17 protein-coding genes are annotated in these 18,535 nt (G+C 73.5%); 4 read left to right on the top strand and 13 right to left on the bottom strand.

Annotation, left to right across the window (positions count from 1 at the left end):
• Nucleotides 1-4 precede the first annotated feature (4 nt).
• The 3 genes from ABTY04_RS29630 to ABTY04_RS29620 are packed head-to-tail and all read left to right on the top strand — an operon-like array spanning nucleotide 5 to nucleotide 2,215.
• Nucleotides 5-805 carry a PaaX family transcriptional regulator gene (locus ABTY04_RS29630; protein WP_352216477.1) on the top strand — a complete coding sequence of 267 codons (801 nt, stop codon included), beginning with the start codon at nucleotides 5-7 and terminating at the stop codon, nucleotides 803-805.
• Between the two features lie 26 nt (nucleotides 806-831).
• Nucleotides 832-1,332: a hypothetical protein gene (locus ABTY04_RS29625; protein ID WP_352216476.1), complete on the top strand. Its 501-nt coding sequence runs from the start codon at nucleotides 832-834 to the stop codon at nucleotides 1,330-1,332.
• A gap of 43 nt (nucleotides 1,333-1,375) precedes the next feature.
• The gene (locus ABTY04_RS29620; protein WP_352216475.1) at nucleotides 1,376-2,215 is read left to right on the top strand and encodes a GNAT family N-acetyltransferase; all 840 of its coding nucleotides are present in this window, start codon (nucleotides 1,376-1,378) and stop codon (nucleotides 2,213-2,215) included.
• Between the two features lie 37 nt (nucleotides 2,216-2,252).
• Here ABTY04_RS29620 and ABTY04_RS29615 read toward each other — a convergent pair whose 3' ends face one another.
• The 13 genes from ABTY04_RS29615 to ABTY04_RS29555 form a co-directional block, all read right to left on the bottom strand.
• Nucleotides 2,253-4,535 (bottom strand): bifunctional salicylyl-CoA 5-hydroxylase/oxidoreductase, encoded by a 2,283-nt coding sequence (locus ABTY04_RS29615; RefSeq protein ID WP_352216474.1) that lies wholly within the window; start codon nucleotides 4,533-4,535, stop codon nucleotides 2,253-2,255.
• Between the two features lie 4 nt (nucleotides 4,536-4,539).
• Nucleotides 4,540-5,367, bottom strand: a complete 828-nt coding sequence (locus tag ABTY04_RS29610; RefSeq protein ID WP_352216473.1) for an enoyl-CoA hydratase family protein — start codon at nucleotides 5,365-5,367, stop codon at nucleotides 4,540-4,542.
• 152 nt (nucleotides 5,368-5,519) lie between these two features.
• Nucleotides 5,520-6,533 (bottom strand): ornithine carbamoyltransferase, encoded by a 1,014-nt coding sequence (gene argF, locus ABTY04_RS29605; protein ID WP_352216472.1) that lies wholly within the window; start codon nucleotides 6,531-6,533, stop codon nucleotides 5,520-5,522.
• Between the two features lie 90 nt (nucleotides 6,534-6,623).
• Nucleotides 6,624-7,850: an arginine deiminase gene (locus ABTY04_RS29600; RefSeq protein WP_352216471.1), complete on the bottom strand. Its 1,227-nt coding sequence runs from the start codon at nucleotides 7,848-7,850 to the stop codon at nucleotides 6,624-6,626.
• Between the two features lie 100 nt (nucleotides 7,851-7,950).
• A complete protein-coding gene (locus tag ABTY04_RS29595) occupies nucleotides 7,951-8,448 on the bottom strand; it encodes a hypothetical protein (protein WP_352216470.1) in 498 nt (165 codons plus the stop codon).
• A 176-nt stretch (nucleotides 8,449-8,624) separates the two neighbouring features.
• A complete protein-coding gene (locus tag ABTY04_RS29590; protein WP_352216469.1) occupies nucleotides 8,625-11,207 on the bottom strand; it encodes a polynucleotide kinase-phosphatase in 2,583 nt (860 codons plus the stop codon).
• Nucleotides 11,204-12,703, bottom strand: coding sequence for a 3' terminal RNA ribose 2'-O-methyltransferase Hen1 (locus ABTY04_RS29585; RefSeq protein ID WP_352216468.1), 1,500 nt, complete (start codon nucleotides 12,701-12,703; stop codon nucleotides 11,204-11,206). The genes ABTY04_RS29590 and ABTY04_RS29585 overlap by 4 nt, the downstream gene beginning before the upstream one ends.
• Nucleotides 12,704-12,783: 80 nt before the next feature.
• Nucleotides 12,784-13,686, bottom strand: coding sequence for a homocysteine S-methyltransferase (mmuM, locus tag ABTY04_RS29580; protein ID WP_352216467.1), 903 nt, complete (start codon nucleotides 13,684-13,686; stop codon nucleotides 12,784-12,786).
• Between the two features lie 16 nt (nucleotides 13,687-13,702).
• Entirely contained in the window at nucleotides 13,703-14,626 is a 924-nt protein-coding gene (locus tag ABTY04_RS29575) for an LLM class F420-dependent oxidoreductase (protein WP_352216466.1), read from the bottom strand.
• Nucleotides 14,627-14,927: 301 nt separating this feature from the next.
• Nucleotides 14,928-15,413: a DUF6099 family protein gene (locus ABTY04_RS29570; protein ID WP_352216465.1), complete on the bottom strand. Its 486-nt coding sequence runs from the start codon at nucleotides 15,411-15,413 to the stop codon at nucleotides 14,928-14,930.
• 123 nt (nucleotides 15,414-15,536) lie between these two features.
• The gene (locus ABTY04_RS29565) at nucleotides 15,537-15,944 is read right to left on the bottom strand and encodes a nucleotide pyrophosphohydrolase (protein ID WP_352216464.1); all 408 of its coding nucleotides are present in this window, start codon (nucleotides 15,942-15,944) and stop codon (nucleotides 15,537-15,539) included.
• The gene (locus ABTY04_RS29560) at nucleotides 15,941-17,185 is read right to left on the bottom strand and encodes an AAA family ATPase (protein WP_352216463.1); all 1,245 of its coding nucleotides are present in this window, start codon (nucleotides 17,183-17,185) and stop codon (nucleotides 15,941-15,943) included. The genes ABTY04_RS29565 and ABTY04_RS29560 overlap by 4 nt, the downstream gene beginning before the upstream one ends.
• Before the next feature lie 67 nt (nucleotides 17,186-17,252).
• A complete protein-coding gene (locus ABTY04_RS29555; protein WP_214941072.1) occupies nucleotides 17,253-17,648 on the bottom strand; it encodes a cell division protein SepF in 396 nt (131 codons plus the stop codon).
• Between the two features lie 162 nt (nucleotides 17,649-17,810).
• Here ABTY04_RS29555 and ABTY04_RS29550 point away from each other — a divergent pair, with 162 nt between their 5' ends.
• Complete coding sequence (locus ABTY04_RS29550; protein WP_352216462.1) at nucleotides 17,811-18,524, top strand: DUF2470 domain-containing protein; 714 nt, start codon at nucleotides 17,811-17,813, stop codon at nucleotides 18,522-18,524.
• Nucleotides 18,525-18,535: the final 11 nt, after the last annotated feature.

Genomic DNA, 18,535 nt, shown 5'->3' with positions numbered 1-18,535 from the left:
ACCCGTGGTCGAGCAGCACACCCCGCGATCCCTGATCGTCACGTTCTACGGAGCCTACGGGCGGGCCTTCGACGGCCCCGTCCCGGTGTCCGCGCTGGTCCGCCTGCTGGGCGCGGCCGGCGTGGACGCCCCGTCGGTCCGCTCGTCGGTGTCCCGGCTGAAGCGGCGCGCCTTCCTGCTGCCCGCGTGCGCCGCGGACGGCTCGGCGGGGTACGAGCTCTCCGTGGAGGCGCGGCAGCTGCTGGACGACGGCGACCGGCGGATCTACGGGGCCCCCGAGCCGTCCGGGGAGTGGCTGCTGGCGGTGTTCTCCGTTCCCGAGCAGGAGCGGCACAAGCGGCACCTGCTGCGCTCGCGGCTGGCCCGGCTCGGGTTCGGCGCGGTGGCCCCGGGGGTGTGGATCGCCCCGGCCCACCTGTACGAGGAGACCGGGCACACCCTGGACCGGCTGCACCTGACGGCGTACGTGGAGCTGTTCCGCGGCGGCCACCTCGGCTTCACCGCGACCGCCGAGGCGGTGGCCCGGTGGTGGGACCTGACCTCGCTGGCCAAACAGCACGAGGAGTTCCTCGACCTGCACGAGCCGGTGCTGCGCGCCCTCCAGTCCGGCCCGGCCCCCACCGCGGAGGAGGCATACCGCGGCTACCTCCTCGCCCTGGACAGCTGGCGGCGCCTCCCGTACGCCGACCCCGGCCTGCCGCGGGAGCTGCTGCCCGCGGACTGGCCGGGCGACCGGGCGGCGGCGGTCTTCGCCGAACTGCACTCCCGGCTGCGGGACATCGGGGCGGAGTTCCTGGAACCGTAGGCGGCGGGGGTACGTCACGTCGGGGTGTGACGACGAACGGTCTTCCGCCGGAGACACCGCCCCAACCCCCGCACCCGCCGCGCGTCCAGCCGCCGGCCGGCTCCCCGCCGCCCGGCTCCCCGCCGCCCGGCTTCGGGCCGCCGCCCGCCATGGCGGGGAACCGGGCTCGCCGGCAGGGCGTGGTGGTCGCGGCGCTGGCCGGCGCCTTCGCCGGCTACCTCGCGCACGCCCTGGCCGCCAACGCCCGCGCCTACTGTGACGCGGGCTGGGAGGCGGGCGGCAAGTTCGAGCTGACCTTCGAGATGATCGGGCTGGTCCCGGGGTGTGCGGTGCTCGCCGTGCTGGTCTGGCTGCTCGCCCGGCGCGTGAACCCGGTGGTGGGGGTGGCGGCCGTGCTGCTGGTCCTGGCAGTCATCGTCGTCTGGTACTTCGCCACGCAGGGCACGCTGGACGGGTACCGCGGGGAATCGGGGCTGTGCGGGCCCGACAACGTGCCGCCGTGGTGGCCGGCCTGGCTGCCCTCGTAGAAACCGGTGTGCGCGGGGAAACGGTCCGGGACCATCATGAGCCATGACGTGGACCTTCACCCATGACCTGGCGGCCTATCTTGCTGCGGCGCGCCCGGCCGTGGCCGGCGAGCCCGTCGCCAACACCTCTCTGCTGACGGTGACCGATGCGCTGGAGCGGCGCGGCCCGGACGCCTACGGATCCGCCGAGCCCGTCTTCGGCTGGTGGACCGCCGCCGACGGGAGCGTCGGCGGCGCCCTGCTGTGCACCCCGCCGTACCCGCTCCTGATCGGGGCGCTGCCGGACGAAGCCGTGCACGCGCTGGGGGCCGCACTGGCCACCGAGCCGCTGCTCGCCGGGATCGACGCGCTGAACGCCCGCCGCCGCGACGCGCAGGCGCTGGCCGCGGCCTGGGCCAGGCCGAGCGAGGTCACCGAGGAATACCGCCTGTACCGGCTCGCCGAACTGGTCCCCCCGGATCCCGCCCCGGCCGGGCGGGCCCGGACCGCGGCCGAGGACGACCTCCCGCTGCTGATGGACTGGGCCGGCGCCTTCGGGCGGGAGACCGGGGAGCCGGGCGGCCCCTCCGAGGCCTCCCTGCGCGACCGGCTCGGGTACGGGGGCATGCTGCTCTGGGAGGACGCCGGGACGCCGGTGTCGATGGCCGGGTTCTTCCGCCCCATCGGATCGGTCTCCCGCGTCGGCCCGGTGTACACGCCGCCGGAGCTCCGCGGCCGCGGGTACGCGGCCGGGGTCACCCACGCGGTGAGCGAAGCGGCGTACGCGGCCGGCGCCTCGGAGGTGCTGCTCTTCACGGACCTGGCCAACCCGACCAGCAACGGCATCTACCGGCGCCTGGGCTACACCCCGGTCGAGGACCGCGTCGAGGTGGCCGCCGTATGAGCACCCCGGGGAGCCCGACGAGCCGGGTGATCCGCTCTCAGCCGCGCCCGGTCGGCGGTTTGCGACTGCCCGCCCGGTAGGGCGCCGGCCAGGGCGCGGCGGGGCCCGTGTACGACTGGTCGGCGGCAGCGTGCAGGGTCCAGTGCGGGTCGTACAGGTGGGGGCGGCCCACCGCGCAGAGGTCGGCGCGGCCCGCCAGCAGCAGGGAGTTCACGTCGTCCCAGGAGGAGATGGCCCCGACCGCGATGACCGGGACGCCCAGGGCGCTGCGGATCCGGTCCGCGTACGGGGTCTGGTACGAGCGCCCGTACTCGGGGGTCTCGTCCGCCACCACCTGGCCGGTCGACACGTCGATGGCGTCGGCGCCGTGGGCGGCGAAGGCGGCCGCGATGTCCACCGCGTCCTGGGCGGAGGTGCCGCCGGGGGCCCAGTCGGTGGCCGAGATGCGGACGGTCATGGGGCGGTCGTCGGGCCAGACGGCGCGGACCGCGTCGAAGACCTCCAGCGGGAACCGGAGCCGGTTCTCCAGCGGGCCTCCGTAGGCGTCGCTGCGGTGGTTGGTGAGCGGGGACAGGAACCCGGACAGCAGATAGCCGTGGGCGCAGTGCAGTTCGAGCAGGTCGAAGCCGCAGCCGGCGGCCCGTACCGCGGCGGCCGCGAAATCGGAGCGGATCGAAGCGAGGTCCTGCGCCGTCAGCGCGCGCGGGACGGCGGAGACGCCCGGCCGGTAGGGCAGTTCCGAGGCGGCCACGACCGGCCAGTTGTCCTCCGGGAGGGGGTCGTCCATGCCCTCCCACATCAGCCGCGTCGAGCCCTTGGGACCCGAGTGGCCGAGCTGGACGCCGAGTGCGGTGCCGGGTGCGCCGGTGTGGACGAAGTCCGCGATCCGGGTCCAGGCAGCCGCCTGCTCCGCCGTGTACAGGCCGGTGCAGCCGGGGGTGATGCGGCCCTCGGCGGACACGCAGACCATCTCCGTCATGACCAGGGCGGCTCCGCCGAGCGCCCGCGCACCCAGGTGCACCAGGTGGAAGTCCCCGGGCATGCCGTCGCCGTCCCGCGCCGAGTACATGTCCATCGGGGAGACCACGACCCGGTTGCGCAGGGTCAGCCCGCGCAGCTTCAGCGGCGTGAACATCGGCGGGGTGTTCTCGTCCGGGCAGCCGAAGTCCCGCTCGACGGCGCGGGTGAAGCGCTCGTCGCGCAGCCGCAGGTTGTCGTGGGTCACCCGGCGGCTTCGGGTGAGCAGGTTGAAGGCGAACTGCCGGGCGGGCTGGTCCACGTACCCGGCGATCTCCTCGAACCACCGCATGCTGGCTGCGGCGGCCCGCTGGGTCGAGGCCACCGCCGGCCGCCGTGCGGCCTCGTACGCGGCCAGGGCGGAGGGCACGTCCGGCTGCGCGGCCACGGATTCGGCGAGCGCGAGCGCGTCCTCCACGGCCAGCTTGGTGCCGGAGCCGATGGAGAAGTGCGCGGTGTGCGCCGCGTCACCGAGCAGGACCACGTTGCCGTGCGACCAGCGCTCGTTGACGACCGTGCGGAACTGCGTCCACGCCGAGCGGTTCGAACGCAGCGGCCGGCCGCTGAGGGCCTCGCCGAAGATCTTGGCGCAGCGGGCGGCCGATTCGGCCTCGTCGCACAGGTCGAGGCCGGCCGCCCGCCACACCTCCTCGCGCATCTCCACGATGACGGTGGAGGCGTCGGCGGAGTACGGGTAGGCGTGCAGCTGCATGACGCCGTGCTCGGTCTCCGCGATCTCGAAGCGGAAGGCGTCGAAGGCGAAGTCGGCGGCGAGCCAGATGTACCGGCAGCGCCCGCTCGTCAGCGTCGGGCCGAAGTGCGCGGCCCCGCTCTGCCGGGTCGTGCTGTGCACTCCGTCGGCCGCGACCACCAGGTCGTACGAGGCCGCCAGCACCGCGGTGGGCGGCGCCTCGGCGCGGAAGCGGAGCGACACTGCGAGTGCGGCGCAGCGCTCGTGGAGGATCTCCAGCAGCCTGCGCCGTCCGAGGGCGGCGAAGCCGTGGCCGCCGGAGGTGAGCAGCCGCCCCCGGTGCACGATGTCGATGTCGTCCCAGCGCACGAACTCCGCGCCGAGGGCGGCGTAGACCGTGGTGTCGGCCCGCTCGATGCCGCCGAGGGTCTCGTCGGAGAGCACCACGCCGAAACCGAAGGTGTCCTCGGGGGCGCCCCGTTCCCAGACCTCGACGGCGTGGCCCTGGCGGGCCAGCAGGGCGGCGGCGTACAGGCCCCCCGGCCCGCCTCCGACGACGGCGACCCGCAGGGGGCGCCGGGGGCTGTCGACCGGCATGGTGCCCGCGGACATGGCGCTACCTGCCCTTCCACTCCGGGGGCCGCTTCGCGGTGAAGGCGGCGTGGAACTCGGCGTAGTCCCGGCCGTTCATCAGCAGGGCCTGGGTGTTGGCGTCGAGCTCGACCGACGCGGCCAGCGGCATGTCGAGTTCGGCGGTCAGCAGCGCCTTGGTCTGCGCGTAGGCGAGGGCCGGGCCGGCGGCGAGGCGCGCGGCGAGTTCGGCGGCCCGTGCCCCGGCCTTGCCCTCCTCGGTGACCTCGCTGAGCAGGCCGATGCGCTCGGCCTCCGGCGCGCGTACGGGCTCTCCGAGCATCAGCAGGCGGGTGGCGTGGCCGAGGCCGACGACCCGGGGCAGCAGGTACGCGGCGCCCATGTCCCCGCCGGAGAGGCCGACGCGGGTGAAGAGGAACGCGAAGCGGGCGGTGGGGTCGGCGATCCGGAAGTCGGCGGCGAGGGCGAGGACGGCTCCGGCGCCGGCGGCGACCCCGTGCACGGCGGCGATCACCGGGAACGGGCATTCCCGGATGGCCCGCACCACCTGGCCGGTCATCCGGTTGAAGTCGAGGAGCTGGGCCGTGTCCATGGCGAGGGTGGCGCCGATGATCTCGTCGACGTCCCCGCCGGAGCAGAACCCGCGCCCCTCGCCGCCGAGCACGAGGGCGCGCACGGACCGCTCCCGGGAGAGTTCGGCGAGCAGGTCGCGCAGGTCGGCGTAGGCCCCGAAGGTGAGGGCGTTGAGTTTCTCGGGGCGGTCGAGGGTGACGGTGGCCACGCCGTCCTGCCGGGTCACCCGCAGGTGGCGCCACTGTCCGGTCGCTGCTGTGGAACCGATGAAGGGGCTCACACCGTCGACGGTATCACTGCATCGTGACTGCCGTCACAGAAACGCGACACACAGGTGACCGCGCGGCGAGGGCGGACCCCGGCCGGCGGCGGGAAGGCGGCCCGGTGCGCCGTGGTGGCGCGGCGCGGCGCGCCGCGCATGACTATGCGGTACTAGCCCGCAGCCGTCGGGGCAAGGGTCGCCACGAGTACGGCCTTGATGGTGTGCAGCCGGTTCTCGGCCTCGTCGAAGACGACGGAGTGCGCGGACTCGAACACCTCGTCCGTCACCTCCAGCGAGTCCAGCCCGTGCCGCTCGTGGATCTCCCGGCCGACCTCGGTGCCCAGGTCGTGGAAGGCGGGCAGGCAGTGCAGGAACTTCACGTCCGGGTTGCCGGTCGCGCGCAGCACGTCCATCGTGACGGCGTAAGGGGCCAGGGCGGCGATCCGCTCGTCCCAGACCGCCTTGGGCTCGCCCATGGAGACCCACACATCGGTGGCGACGAAGTCCGCCTGGGCCACACCCTCGGCGACCTCCTCCGTCAGCGTGATCCGGGCCCCGCTGACGGCCGCGAGCTCGCGCGCCTTCGCCACCACGGACTCGGCCGGCCAGTAGGCCTTCGGCGCGACGATGCGCATGTCCATGCCGAGCAGGGCGCCGGTCACCAGGTACGAGTTGCCCATGTTGAAACGGGCGTCACCGAGGTAGGCGAAGACGATCCGGTCCAGCGGCTTGGTGCAGTGCTCGGTCATGGTGAGCACGTCGGCGAGCATCTGGGTGGGGTGCCAGTCGTCGGTGAGGCCGTTGAACACCGGCACGCCGGAGTGGGCCGCGAGCGCCTCGACGGCCTCCTGGCTGTCGCCGCGGTACTCGATGCCGTCGAACATCCGGCCGAGCACCCGCGCCGTGTCCTTGACCGACTCCTTGTGGCCCATCTGGGAGCCCGCAGGGTCGAGGTAGGTGGTGCGGGCGCCCTGGTCGGCGGCGGCGACCTCGAACGCGCAGCGGGTGCGCGTCGAGGTCTTCTCGAAGATCAGCGCGATGTGCCTGCCCTGGAGGCGGCGCTGCTCGGCCCCCGCCTTCTTTTCGGCCTTGAGTTCGGCAGCGAGCTCGATCAGGCCGCGGAACTCGGCGGCGGAAAAGTCGAGCTCCTTGAGGAAACTGCGGCCGACGAGGTCGGTGGCCATGGGGACACTCCGGGGTCGCACTGACAGGGGATGCTGGAAGTCTATACGACGCTCCGCATTGATATACAGCCCAGCCCCCTGTCGGGCGGGTCAGACGGGGTCCCGCTCCACCGGACAGCTCATGCACCGCGGCCCGCCCCGGCCCCGCCCCAGCTCGCTGCCCGGGATCTCGATGACCTCGATGCCCTCCTTGCGCAGGTGCGTGTTGGTCGTCACGTTCCGCTCGTACGCCACCACCACCCCCGGCTCGACGGCCAGCACGTTGCAGCCGTCGTCCCACTGCTCGCGCTCCGCGGCGTGCACGTCCTGCGTGGCGGTCAGCACCCGGATCGAGTCCAGCCCGAGCGCCGCCGCGATCGCCCGGTGCATGTGCTCCGGCGGGTGGTCGGTCACCTTCAGCTCCTGAGCGCCCGCGCCCGGCTCGATCGTGTAGGAGCGCAGCATGCCGAGGCCCGCGTACTGAGTAAACGTATCTCCGTCCACCATCGTCATCACGGTGTCCAGGTGCATGAGGGCCCGCCGCTTGGGCATGTCCAGCGCCACGATGGCGGTCGCCGACCCGGCCGCGAAGAGTCCCCGCGCGAGCATCTCCACCGCCTGCGGCGTGGTCCGCTCGCTCATCCCGATCAGCACGGCGCCGTTGCCGATCACGAGCACGTCCCCGCCCTCGATGGTCGACGGGTAGTCCGACTGCCCCTGCGACCAGTAGTGGAAGGCCCCCGAGGAGGTGAAGACCGGGTGGTGCTTGTAGATCGCCTCGAAGTGCACGGTCTCGCGCTGCCGGGCCGGCCAGCGCATGGCATTGATGGACACCCCGTCGTAGATCCAGGCGGAGGTGTCCCGGGTGAACAGGTGGTTGGGCAGCGGCCCCAGCAGGAAGTCGTCCAGCTCCATGGCGTGGAAGCGGACCGAGATCGGCTCGGGGTGCCGCTCCAGGTACTCGCGCTTGGTCATCCCGCCGACCAGTGCCTCGGCCAGCCCGGTCGACGGCAGACCCTCGAAGACCGCGCGCAGGTGGTCGGTGGCGAGCGGCCCGTACTCCTTCTCGTCGAACACCCGGTCCAGTACGAGGTGTCTGGCCTCGGGGATGTCCAGGGCCTGGCACAGCAGGTCGCCGAAGAGGTGCACCTCCACGCCTCGGTCACGCAGTACGTCCGCGAATCCGTCGTGCTCCTGGCGGGCCCGGCGCACCCACAGCACGTCGTCGAAGAGCAGACCGTCCTTGTTGCTCGGTGTGAGCCGCTTCAGCTCCAGGTCGGGCCGGTGGAGGATGACGCGGCGAAGCCGCCCGGTCTCGGAGTCGACATGGAATCCCATGGCGTACACGTTCGCAGACCGGACGGCTTTTTGACGTGGCGTTCGCTCAGGAGACCCGGCGCAGCCCGCGGCCCCCGCGAACCGGGCGGCCCCGGCGGGATCAGTGCAGGCCGAGAAGCGCCGACGGGGTCCCGACCAGCTCCGGTGCGCTCAGTCCCAGCTTGGGCGCGGCCAGGTCCGGGATCCCGTAGTTGGCGCCGTTCGGCATCGTCAGCGGGGCGCCGACGACCGCACCGGGCGTGCGGGTGTGCAGGTCGGTGGCCGGCGACTCCAGCGAGCCCTCGCCGTCCGTCTCCGGATCGCCGAGCAGGTTCGGCACGGGCGCGCCGACCAGGGTGCTGCCGAGCTCGGTGGTGACCGGCATCGCCGGGACGAGCGGGGCGGGCAGCAGATCGCCCGTGTGCCGGCGGGGGGCCTCCGGAGCGCCGACGACCGGCACCGGCACCGCGGTGGCCACGCGCGGGGTGTCCACGCCCAGGGTGGTCTTCACGGCGTCCAGGGGGACACCCACCGGCACCGAGGCGGCCACGGCCGGGGCGGTCGCGCCGGCCGCGGCCATACAGGTCATGAGTGCCGCAATGCTTCCGCGCGCGGTCATCTTCATAAGTGACGTTCCGTCCTTCCAGGGTCGCGGACATTCCGCTGCCCTGGGTGAACGATCCCGCCGGTGGTTTTCCCGGCGTTCCCCGGGAAAGTTCCCCCATACGACCTAATTAGCGGCCGTACAGGGGCTCCGGCTTTACGGCTGCGTGCGAAGCACCGCCGCCCGCAGTGTCACAGCCGGGGGTCGACCGGCTCCGATTCGAGGGCGAGCACCGCGAAGACCGCCTCGTGCACCCGCCACAGCGGTTCCTCGCCCACCAGCCGGTCCAGGGCCTCCAGCCCGAGCGCGTACTCGCGCAGGGCCAGCGAGCGCTTGTGGCCCAGGAACCGGTGGCGCAGCTTCTCCAACTGCTCCGGACGCGTGTACTCCGGACCGTAGATGATCCGCAGGTACTCCCGGCCGCGCACCTTGACGCCGGGCTGGACCAGGCGACCCTTGCCGTCGCGGGCGTACGCCTGGAGCGGCTTGACGACCATGCCCTCTCCGCCCGCGGCCGTCAGCTCCAGCCACCAGTCGGTGCCGGCCCGTACGGACTCCTCGTCTGCGGTGTCCACCAGGATCCGGCCCGTGCGGCGCAGCAGCCCGCTGCCGCCCGGTTTGCCGGGGTCATCCGCTTCGACGAGGCGGTCCAGCCAGAACAGCTGCTCGTCGTGCGGTACGCCGGCCAGCGAGCGCCCGGCAGCCGCCAGGATCTGGAACGGCGCGAACCGTACGCCCTCCAGCCCGTCGGTGGTCCAGCAGTAGCGCCGGTAGGCGTCGGTGAACCGCTCGGCGTCGACCGCCCGGTCCCGCTGGCGGGCGAGCAGGGCGCCGGTGTCGACGCCCCGCGCGGTGGCCGCGGCCAGGGCGGCGAGGGCGTCCGGGAAGACGGCGCGGGAGGCGGCGCCGACGGCGGCGTACTGGTTGCGCAGCAGGCCGGTGGACTTCAACGACCAGGGCAGGAGCTCCCCGTCGAGCAGCAGCCAGTCGGTGGCCAGCTCCTCCCACAGACCCGCGTCGGTGACGGCGCCGCGGAGCCGGGCGAGGACCTCCTCGGTGACCTCGGGGTCGTGGAAGAAGGGCCGGCCGGTGCGGGTGTAGACGGAACCGGTCGGGCCGTCGACGCCGAAGCGCTCGCGGGCCGCGGCGGCGTCCTTGCAGACGAGGACGGTGGCGCGGGAGCCCATGTGCTTCTCCTCGCACACGACCTGGGCGATGCCGTCCTGGCGGTACTGGGCGAAGGCCTCGGCCGGGTGCTCCAGGTAGCCGTCCTGGTTCGAGGTGGCCGTGGGCGCCATGGTGGGCGGCAGGTACGGCACCAGCCGCGGGTCCACCGCGAAGCGGCTCATGACCTCCAGGGCGGCCGCCGCGTTCTCCTCGCGCACGTTGACGTTGCCCAGGTGCCGGGTCTCGACGATCCGGCGCCCGTGGACGTCGCCCAGGTCGAGCGGCCGCCCTCCCCCGGAATCCGTCCGGGGGGACCCCCAGTCCCCCGGCGCCTCGTCAGCGAGCGGCTTGACCGGCTCGTACCAGACCTTCTCGGCCGGTACGTCCACCAGTTCGCGCTCGGGCCAGCGCAGGGCGGTCATCTTCCCGCCGAAGACGGCGCCGGTGTCCAGGCAGATGGTGTTGTTGATCCAGGACGTGTCCGGGACCGGGGTGTGGCCGTAGACCACGACCGCCTTGCCCCGGTAGTCCTCGGCCCACGGGTAGCGCACGGGCAGGCCGAACTCGTCGGTCTCGCCCGTGGTCTCCCCGTACAGGGCGTGCGAGCGGACCCGGCCGGAGGTGCGGCCGTGGTATTTCTCGGGCAGGCCGGCGTGGCAGACGACCAGCCTGCCGCCGTCGAGGACGTAGTGGCTGACGAGCCCCGCGATGAACGTGCGGACCTCCCGGACGAACTCCTCCGGCTCGTGCCCCAGCTGCTCGATCGTCTCGGCGAGCCCGTGGGTCTGCTGGACCTTGGAGCCCTTGAGGTAACGGCCGAGCTTGTTCTCGTGGTTCCCCGGCACGCACAGGGCGTTGCCGGACTTGGCCATGTCCATCACCCGGCGCAGTACGCCGGGGCTGTCCGGGCCGCGGTCGACGAGGTCGCCGACGAAGACGGCGGTGCGGCCCTCGGGGTGGACGCCGTCCTCGTACCCGAGCTTGGCGAGCAGGGTCTCCAGCTCGGAGGAACAGCCGTGGACGTCGCCGATGATGTCGAAGGGACCGGTGAGGTGGGAGAGGTCGTTGTAGCGCTTCTCCAGGACGACCTCGGCGGTCTCGGCCTCCTCGGGCGTGCGCAGCACGTGCACCTTGCGGAAACCCTCGCGCTCCAGTCCGCGCAGCGAGCGCCGCAGGTCGCGGCGGTGCCGCTGGATGACGGCACGGGGCAGCCCGGCCCGGTCGGGGCGGGCGGCGTTGCGCTCGGCGCAGACCTCCTCCGGCATGTCGAGGACGATGGCGATGGGCAGCACGTCGTGCGCGCGGGCGAGCTGGACCAGCTGGCGGCGCGCCTCCTGCTGGACACTGGTCGCGTCGACGACGGTGAGGCGGCCGGCGGCGAGGCGCTTGCCGGCGATGTAGTGCAGGACGTCGAAGGCGTCCTTGCTGGCGCCCTGGTCGTTCTCGTCGTCGGCGACGAGGCCCCGGCAGTAGTCGGAGGAGATGACCTCGGTGGCCTTGAAGTGCGTGCGCGCGAAGGTGGACTTCCCGGATCCGGTGGCCCCGATCAGAACGACGAGGGACAGGTCGGTGACGGGAAGTACGCGCTTGGTGTCGGTGGTGGTCATGCTGCCTCGCCCTCCTTCGGGGTGTTGGCGGTGGTGCCGGCGGCGGTCGTGCCGACGGCGGCCTTGGTGAAGACGGCCATCTGGGTCGGCGGCCCCACCCCAGGGTCGTCGTCCCCGACGGGGGTGAACTCCACGGTGTACCCGTACCGTTCGGCGACCCCGCCGGCCCAGGTGCGGAACTCCGCCCGGGTCCACTCGAAGCGGTGGTCGTTGTGCCGGACCTGCCCGGCCGGCAGGGTCTCCCAGCGGACGTTGTATTCCACGTTGGGGGTGGTGACGAGCACCGTGCCGGGGCGGGCGGCGGCGAACACGGCGTACTCCAGCGCGGGCAGCCGCGGCAGGTCCAGGTGCTCGATGACCTCGCTGAGCACGGCGGCGTCGTAGCCGGCCAGCCGTTTGTCGGTGTACGCGAGGGAGCCCTGGAACAGCTGCACGCGGCTGCTCTGCCGCTCCCCCATCCGCTCCAGCCGCAGCCGCCTGGCAGCCGTGGTGAGGGCCCGCACGGACACGTCGACACCGACGATCTCGGTGAAGGCCACGTCCTTGAGCAGGGCCTGCACCAGCTGGCCCTGTCCGCAGCCCAGGTCGAGGACCCGGGCCGCGCCGGCGGCGCGGAGCGCGGCGAGGATCGCCTCGCGGCGCTGCACCGCGAGCGGTACGGGCCGCTCCTCGGTGTCGATGCGTTCGTCGACCGCGTTGTCGAGCTCCTCCACCTCGCTGCCGTCGGCCTCGGCCAGCCGGACCAGCTCCAGGCGGTCGAGGGCGTCCTGGGTCAGCCGCTTGTGGCGGGCGAGGTAGCGGGAGGTGATGAGTGCGGTCTCCGGGTGCGCGGCCAGCCAGCCGTCTCCGGCGCGCAACAGCTTGTCGACCTCGTCGGGGGCGACCCAGTAGTGCTTGGCGTCGTCGAGCACGGGCAGCAGGACGTAGAGCTGACGCAGCGCGTCGGCGAGCCGCAGCCCGCCCTCCAGGACGAGCCGCACGTACCGGGAGTCGCCCCACTCGGGGAACTGCTCGTCGAGCGGTACGGGTTCGGCCCGTACGAGGTCCCAGCCGAGCGGGTCGAACAGCCGGTGCACCAGGGCCGCCCCGCCGCGCGCGGGCAGCGCCGGGATCTCGATCCGCAGCGGGCGGACCTCCTCCGGCAGCTCGGGGCGGGCGGCGCACTGCCCCTTGAGTGCGGTGCGGAAGACGCCGCTGAGCGCCACGGCGAGCAGTGAGGAGGCCGCGTACGGGCGGTCGTTGACGTACTGCGCGAGCGCGGCGTCGGGCGCTCCGCCCCGGCCCTTGCCCTGACCGCTGCGCACGAGTGCGACGGGATCCACCTCCAGCAGCAGGGCCGCCGTGCACCGCTCGGCCGTGGCCTCGGGGTAGAACACGTGGGCGGTGCCGTGGGAGGTGGAGAACGCCTGCGCCTTTCCGGGATGCTTGTGCAGCAGGAAGCCCAGGTCGGTGGCGGGTCGTTCAGGGGAACCGGTGGTGGAGATCGTCAGGAACACGCGACCGATTCTTGCCGGTCACCCGTTCCGTCTGCCTCCTGTTTTTCGGCGGCCCCGGCCCCTCAGCAGGCCCCGGCGGCTCAGCCGGCCCCGGCCGTCAGCCGCGCGATGCGGGCCGGGCCGATGCGGCAGCAGCCGCCGATGAGGCGGGCGCCGGTGCGACGCCAGGCCGCCGTTGGCCAGGGGGCGGGATCGGCCGGGGCGTGCCACTCGCCGGTGGCCGCTTCCCACACGGAACCGTCGTTGGGGTACGCCACGAGCGGTTTGCCGGTGACGGAGGCGGCCGCTTCGAGGGCGGGCAGCACATCCGCCGGGTCGCAGCAGTTGACGCCGAGGGCGGTGATCTCCGGGGCCGCGGCCGCGAGTGCGAAGGCTTCGGTCAGGGACTGGCCGGCGCGGGTGCGGGCGTCGGCCACGGTGTAGCTCAGCCAGGCGGTGGCGCCGGTCCCGGCGAGGACGCCGAGGAGGGCTTCGGCCTCATCGGCGTCCGGGATCGTCTCCAGGGCGAGGACGTCGGGGCCCGCCGCGAGCAGGGCTTCGATGCGGGGGCGGTGGAAGGCGGCGAGCTCGCGCACGCTCAGCCCGTACCGTCCGCGGTACTCGGAGCCGTCCGCGAGCACCGCCCCGTACGGGCCGACCGACGCTGCGACCCAGACCTCGTGGTCCGCGGCCTCGGCCGCCCGGGCGGCGAGTGCGACGCTGCGGTGCAGCAGGGCCGTGGTCGCGGCGCGGTCGTGGCCGCGGGCGGCGAAGGCCTCGTACCCCACCTGGTAGCTGGCGGTGATCAGTACCTCGGCGCCGGCCCGCGCGTACGCCGTGTGGGCGGCCTCCACCTGGTCCGGCCGCTCGGCGAGCACCCGGCCCGACCAGAGGCCGCCGGACAGGTCGCAGCCCTGGTCGACGAGCTGGTTGCTCAGCCCGCCGTCCAGGAGTACGACCCTGTGGGCCAGGGCTTCGGCGAGCGGGCCGGATGCGCGGGGCACGGGTCGTCCGCCTCCCTCAGCCGAGCTGGGACAGCACCTGGGCCGAGATCAGCTCCAGGTGGTCCAGGTCGTCGAGATCGAGCAGCTGGAGGTAGACGCGGGAGGAGCCGACGGCCGCGTAGGCGCCGATCTTCTCCACGACCTCGGCCGGGGACCCGGCCAGGCCGTTGGCCTTGAGCTCGTCCACGTCCCGGCCGATGGCGGCGGCGCGGCGGGCGACCTCGGCGTCGTCCTTGCCGACACACACCACGAGGGCGTTGGAGTAGACGAGGTCGTCGGCCCCCCGCCCGGCCTCCTCGGCGGCCCGGCGCACCCGGCCGAACTGCCGCTCGCTGTCCGCGATCGACGCGAACGGCATGTTGAACTCGTCCGCGTACCGGGCGGCGAGACGCGGGGTGCGCTTCGCGCCGTGCCCGCCGATGAGCACGGGCACCTTGGCCTGGGCCGGCTTGGGCAGGGCCGGGGAGTTCTCCACCCGGTAGTGGGTGCCCGCATAGTCGAAGGAGGCGCCTGGTTCGGTCGCCCACAGACCGGTGACGATGGCCAGCTGCTCCTCCAGCCGGGCCATCCGCTCCGCCGGGAAGGGGATGCCGTACGCCTTGTGCTCCTCCTCGAACCAGCCTGCGCCCAGGCCGAGTTCGACCCGGCCGCCGGACATCTGGTCCACCTGCGCCACCTGGATGGCCAGCACGCCGGGCAGCCGGAAGGTGCCGGCCGTCATCAGCGTGCCGAGCCGGATCCGCCGCGTCTCCCGGGCCAGGCCCGCAAGGGTGATCCAGGCGTCGGTGGGCCCGGGCAGGCCGTCGGCCGAGCCCATCCGCAGATAGTGGTCGGACCGGAAGAACGCGTCGAAGCCCAGATCCTCGGTGGCCTTCGCGACGCTCAGGAGGGTGTCGTAGCTCGCGCCCTGCTGGGGCTCGGTGAAAATACGGAGATCCATGACTCCCATCCTGCCTCTCCCGCCCCGGCAGGGTGAATCCGCGTCAACCGGGCGGGCCGCCCCCGTCCCGGCCAGTGACCAGCACGGATGTGGGGCGTTGGTTCGGAAGGAGCCGGACCGCCCGGCCCGCGTGCCGGCGGCCTTCCACCGGTGCGTCCACCGCCCCCTCCGCCGGTCCCGGGCGGCCGCCCGCCCGAGAGCGAGCGCCCGTCCCACCGGCCGTACTGACCGGGCGGGTCCCGTCGCGCGCGGTGGACCCCCCCCGGCCCGGCCCCGTTCTCCCGTCGGGCCGCCCCTCCCGTCAGGCCACTCCGGAGGCGGACCCCCGTTCGCGGACCGCCAGGCGGCGCAGGACCGCCCGGACCCGGTCACTCGACTCGTCGGCCGCGTCGATGGACTCGATGCACTGCCAGTACAGGCTCTCGTCGTCCGTCGCACACGCCACCCCGACCAGGGCTATCCCCACTTCGCCGAGCAGCGCCTGCAGTCCGAGCAGGGCCTGGCGGACATCCGCCATCCCGGTCAGCTGCGCCGCTCTCGGCGGATGGTCGGGCGCGCCGCCCTCTGCGCCCAGGGCTGCTCTGTCGAGCACCCCGCAGCCTCTGCCCCCCGCTTCACCCAGTCCCCGTGCCTCCGATCTCAGCTCCGGCGGCCCGGTGACCGCCAGCCAGCTCCCCATCCCCTGCGCGAGTGCCTGGGCCTGCCAGGCCTCGCCCACGATGTCCATCGCCGCCCCGCTCTGCGCCAGCGCGTGCCGGCCGGCCGCGATGAGCCGTACCGCATCCATATGCCGTCCCCCGTCCGCACGACATCCGCCGTTCTCACCACTACCCAGAGTGAGGGCAATGGGCCAGTAAAGCCAGGGGTATTCGGAAATCTATGGACACAAACATGGTTGTGGACGACGCCATCACTCCGAAGAGTGACAATTCGAGGTCGAAGACCCTGTCACCGGGAAGCGGAACTCGTTCCTCTCGATCTTCGCGGCGAGCGCATCCAGCACATCCACCCCGAGAACCTCGCAGAATTGCAGCAGATACGCCAGCACGTCGGCCACCTCATCGGCCACGCGGTGGGCGGTTTCCGGCTTCTCCATGACCTTCGCCGACTGTTCCGGGGTCAGCCACTGGAAGATTTCGACCAGTTCGGCCGCTTCCACGCTCAGCGCCACGGCCAGGTTCTTGGGCGTGTGGTACGGCTGCCAGCCCCGCTCAGCGGCGAACTCGGCCAGCCGTCTCTGGAGTTGGTGCAGCCGTTCGCCGGGCTGCCCGCCGGGGTCCGGCTCGTTCGTGTCGGGCGTGTCGCGCGTGTCGCTCATGGCATCAGGTCTACCACCGTGACCCCCGGGGCCACACGGGCGGCCGCGGCCGTCTCCTCCCCCACCGCCGCGACCAGGCGGACATGGCCACGGCCGCAGGACAGCAGGGCCAGCCGCAGCAGTTCGGCGTTCTGCCGCCGGTCCAGGCCGCGGTCGAAGCCGTCGGCGAGGACGGTCAGCGCCTGCCGGGCGGAGAGCAGTTCCGCGGCCGGGTCCATGGCCAGCACCCCCGGGCCGGTCAGCAGGACCAGCGCCAGCGCGAGGAAGCGGAGCTCGCCCGCGCCGAGCCGGCCCAGTTCCGTGGGCGGTCCGGCGGAGCCGCGGTCCAGCAGCGCCGTGACCGGGCCGCGCGCAGGAGCCCGTACGTCCAGCCCCTGCACCGGGCCCGCGCAGCCGGACCGCGCGGCCGCGGCCAGCAGCGCGTGGCGGGTGCCGCATTCGTGGCGGGTCCGGCGCAGGACGTCGGCCAGGTTGGCGCAGTCGCCCAGCAGCCGGCCCTCGCCCGGCGGGACGGGGGCGCGCATCCGGTCGGGGCTCGGGTCGCAGGGGAACACCGACCGCAGCGCCACCACCATCTGCTCGGCAGCGGCCAGGACCTCCCGCTGCCCGGCCGTGGCCCCGGCCACGCGCAGCGGGAGCAGGGCGGTGCCGAGCCGGTCGTCGGGCAGCGGGGCCCGGGTGACGCCGACGGCGCCGCCGGTCAGCCAGGAGGCCTGCACGGAGCGGCGGCCGGGGTCGCGCAGGGCGGTGCCGAGCAGGATCCTCCCGTCCACCGAGAGGCGTTCGCCGACGATCCGGAGCGTGGGCTCGGCCTGGACGGCGAGGTCGAGGCGGACGGCCCCGGCCGGGCCGTCGACGGTGCAGCCGATGCGGAACCCGCGCCGCCCCTGGCCGTCGGGCCGGGCCCGGTCGGGGACGCGGGCCCGCGCATCGGGGAACGCCTCCTCCAGGGTGGCTCCGGACCCGAGCCCGACCAGGGCCTCGTAGGCGGCCAGGACCTGCGACTTGCCGCTGCCGCTGGGCCCGGCGAGGAAGGTCACGGGACCGAGTACGAAGGCGGCCGCGCGATGCCTGCCGAAGGCGGAGAGCCGTAACTCGGTGACGACGGGCCGGTGGTGCACGACGGACCGGCCGGGATCGGCCGGCGCGCCGGAAGCACCGGCCGGCACGGCGGGTGCCGAAGCAGCCGCGACAGGGGCGAAGGCAGCGGCGACCCCCGCCGCGTCCAGGGAGGTGTCCATGCGCCGGACGGTACGGGCCGCCGGGCCCCCGGTGGGCCCGGCGAACCGTTCCGTCGGGGCGACCTTCCTACGATCGGGGGACGGCGGCGGCCGCTATCCCCTCGACCTCGGTCCCGACGGGCGCCAGCAGGAAGACGTTCCGGTCGACCCGGTGCATCCCGCTGCCCAGCCCGAAGACCACACCGCTGCTGAAGTCGAGGATCCGCTTGGCCACTTCACTGTCCGCGCCGGTGAGGTCGAGCAGCACCGGGATCTGCGCGATCAGGTACTCGGCCACCTCCCGGGCATCGGCGAAGATCTGGACCCGGATCACGACGAAGCGCCGCTGTTCCGCCGCGGACGCTCCCGGCGTCGTGGGGATGGTGCGGTGGTCCACTCTGGAGGGCCACTCGTTGCGACTGCGCAGGGGGACCACCTGCGCGAGCCCCTCCCACTGTTCGTCCGTGACGTCGTACCTGCTCACCGGGCCGCCTCGGCCGTGCGCTTCATGTGCATCCCCCCATCCTCTCGCGTTTCACCCGTTCGGCCCAACAACGACACGAGCGACACGGGGTACCCCCGCGGAACCGAATAAGTTAGGTTAGGCATACCTAAGTTTCTCGCCGAGGACGATGGAGAGATCCACATGCGCATGTCCGGTGCTGCCCCCGCCACCCCGGCCGCCGGCCGGCCCACCGACGCCGAGCGGGTCCGGTCGGTCCTGGCCGCCGCCCACTCCATGACGGTGGTCACCGACGGGCTGCGCAGCGAGGTCCGCCACCTCGACGGGACGGACCCGATGGGCCGGCTGCACCTGCACCCCGCCGAGCCCGGCGGCGCCGGCGAGCACCGGCCGTCGGTCCGGCTGGAGTTCACCGACATCGCCCCCACCCCTGTACGGGACCGGGTGCGCGCCCGCGTCACGATCACGGGCCGCCTGCTCACGCCCTACAGCGACGAGGGCGCCGACTCCACCTGCATGGAATTCGGCCGGGCCGTCCTGGAGACCTCGGAGGGCCGCTCGCCCATCGGCCTCGAAGAGCTCGACGCGGCCTCCGCCGACCCGCTCGCCCCGTTCGAGTCCGGGATGCTCACGCACCTCCTCGACGACCACGCCGAACTCGTCACCCTCCTGCTGCGCCTGGTCCAGCCGCTGCCCGTCGCCGCGATCGTCCGCGTACTGCCGCTCGCCATGGACCGGTACGGGATCACCCTGCGTATGGAGCAGCGGCGCGGACACCGCGACGTACGCCTGCCGTTCCCCTCGCCGCTCGACGACGTCGAGCAGTCCGGGGCGCAGATCCAGGCCCTGTTCAGCGCGGCCCGGCGGCGCTCGCACCGCAACAGCCTGCCCGCGTGAGGAATACGCCC

The organism is Streptomyces sp. NPDC097981, from assembly GCF_040302565.1.
In the GTDB taxonomy this organism is placed as follows: domain Bacteria; phylum Actinomycetota; class Actinomycetes; order Streptomycetales; family Streptomycetaceae; genus Streptomyces.
Note: the sequence above shows the minus strand (reverse complement) of the source record. Positions and strands in the feature narration are given on the sequence as shown.

Excerpts from the sequence above, each read along its gene's own strand:
- ABTY04_RS29620 (WP_352216475.1), top strand. The coding sequence starts at position 1,376 with ATGACGTGGACCTTCACCCATGACCTGGCGGCCTATCTTGCTGCGGCG.
- ABTY04_RS29615 (WP_352216474.1), bottom strand. The coding sequence starts at position 4,535 with ATGTCCGCGGGCACCATGCCGGTCGACAGCCCCCGGCGCCCCCTGCGG.
- argF (WP_352216472.1), bottom strand. The coding sequence starts at position 6,533 with ATGGCCACCGACCTCGTCGGCCGCAGTTTCCTCAAGGAGCTCGACTTT.
- ABTY04_RS29600 (WP_352216471.1), bottom strand. The coding sequence starts at position 7,850 with ATGGGATTCCATGTCGACTCCGAGACCGGGCGGCTTCGCCGCGTCATC.
- ABTY04_RS29595 (WP_352216470.1), bottom strand. The coding sequence starts at position 8,448 with ATGACCGCGCGCGGAAGCATTGCGGCACTCATGACCTGTATGGCCGCG.
- ABTY04_RS29590 (WP_352216469.1), bottom strand. The coding sequence starts at position 11,207 with ATGACCACCACCGACACCAAGCGCGTACTTCCCGTCACCGACCTGTCC.
- ABTY04_RS29575 (WP_352216466.1), bottom strand. The coding sequence starts at position 14,626 with ATGGATCTCCGTATTTTCACCGAGCCCCAGCAGGGCGCGAGCTACGAC.
- ABTY04_RS29570 (WP_352216465.1), bottom strand. The coding sequence starts at position 15,413 with ATGGATGCGGTACGGCTCATCGCGGCCGGCCGGCACGCGCTGGCGCAG.
- ABTY04_RS29565 (WP_352216464.1), bottom strand. The coding sequence starts at position 15,944 with ATGAGCGACACGCGCGACACGCCCGACACGAACGAGCCGGACCCCGGC.
- ABTY04_RS29560 (WP_352216463.1), bottom strand. The coding sequence starts at position 17,185 with ATGGACACCTCCCTGGACGCGGCGGGGGTCGCCGCTGCCTTCGCCCCT.
- ABTY04_RS29550 (WP_352216462.1), top strand. The coding sequence starts at position 17,811 with ATGCGCATGTCCGGTGCTGCCCCCGCCACCCCGGCCGCCGGCCGGCCC.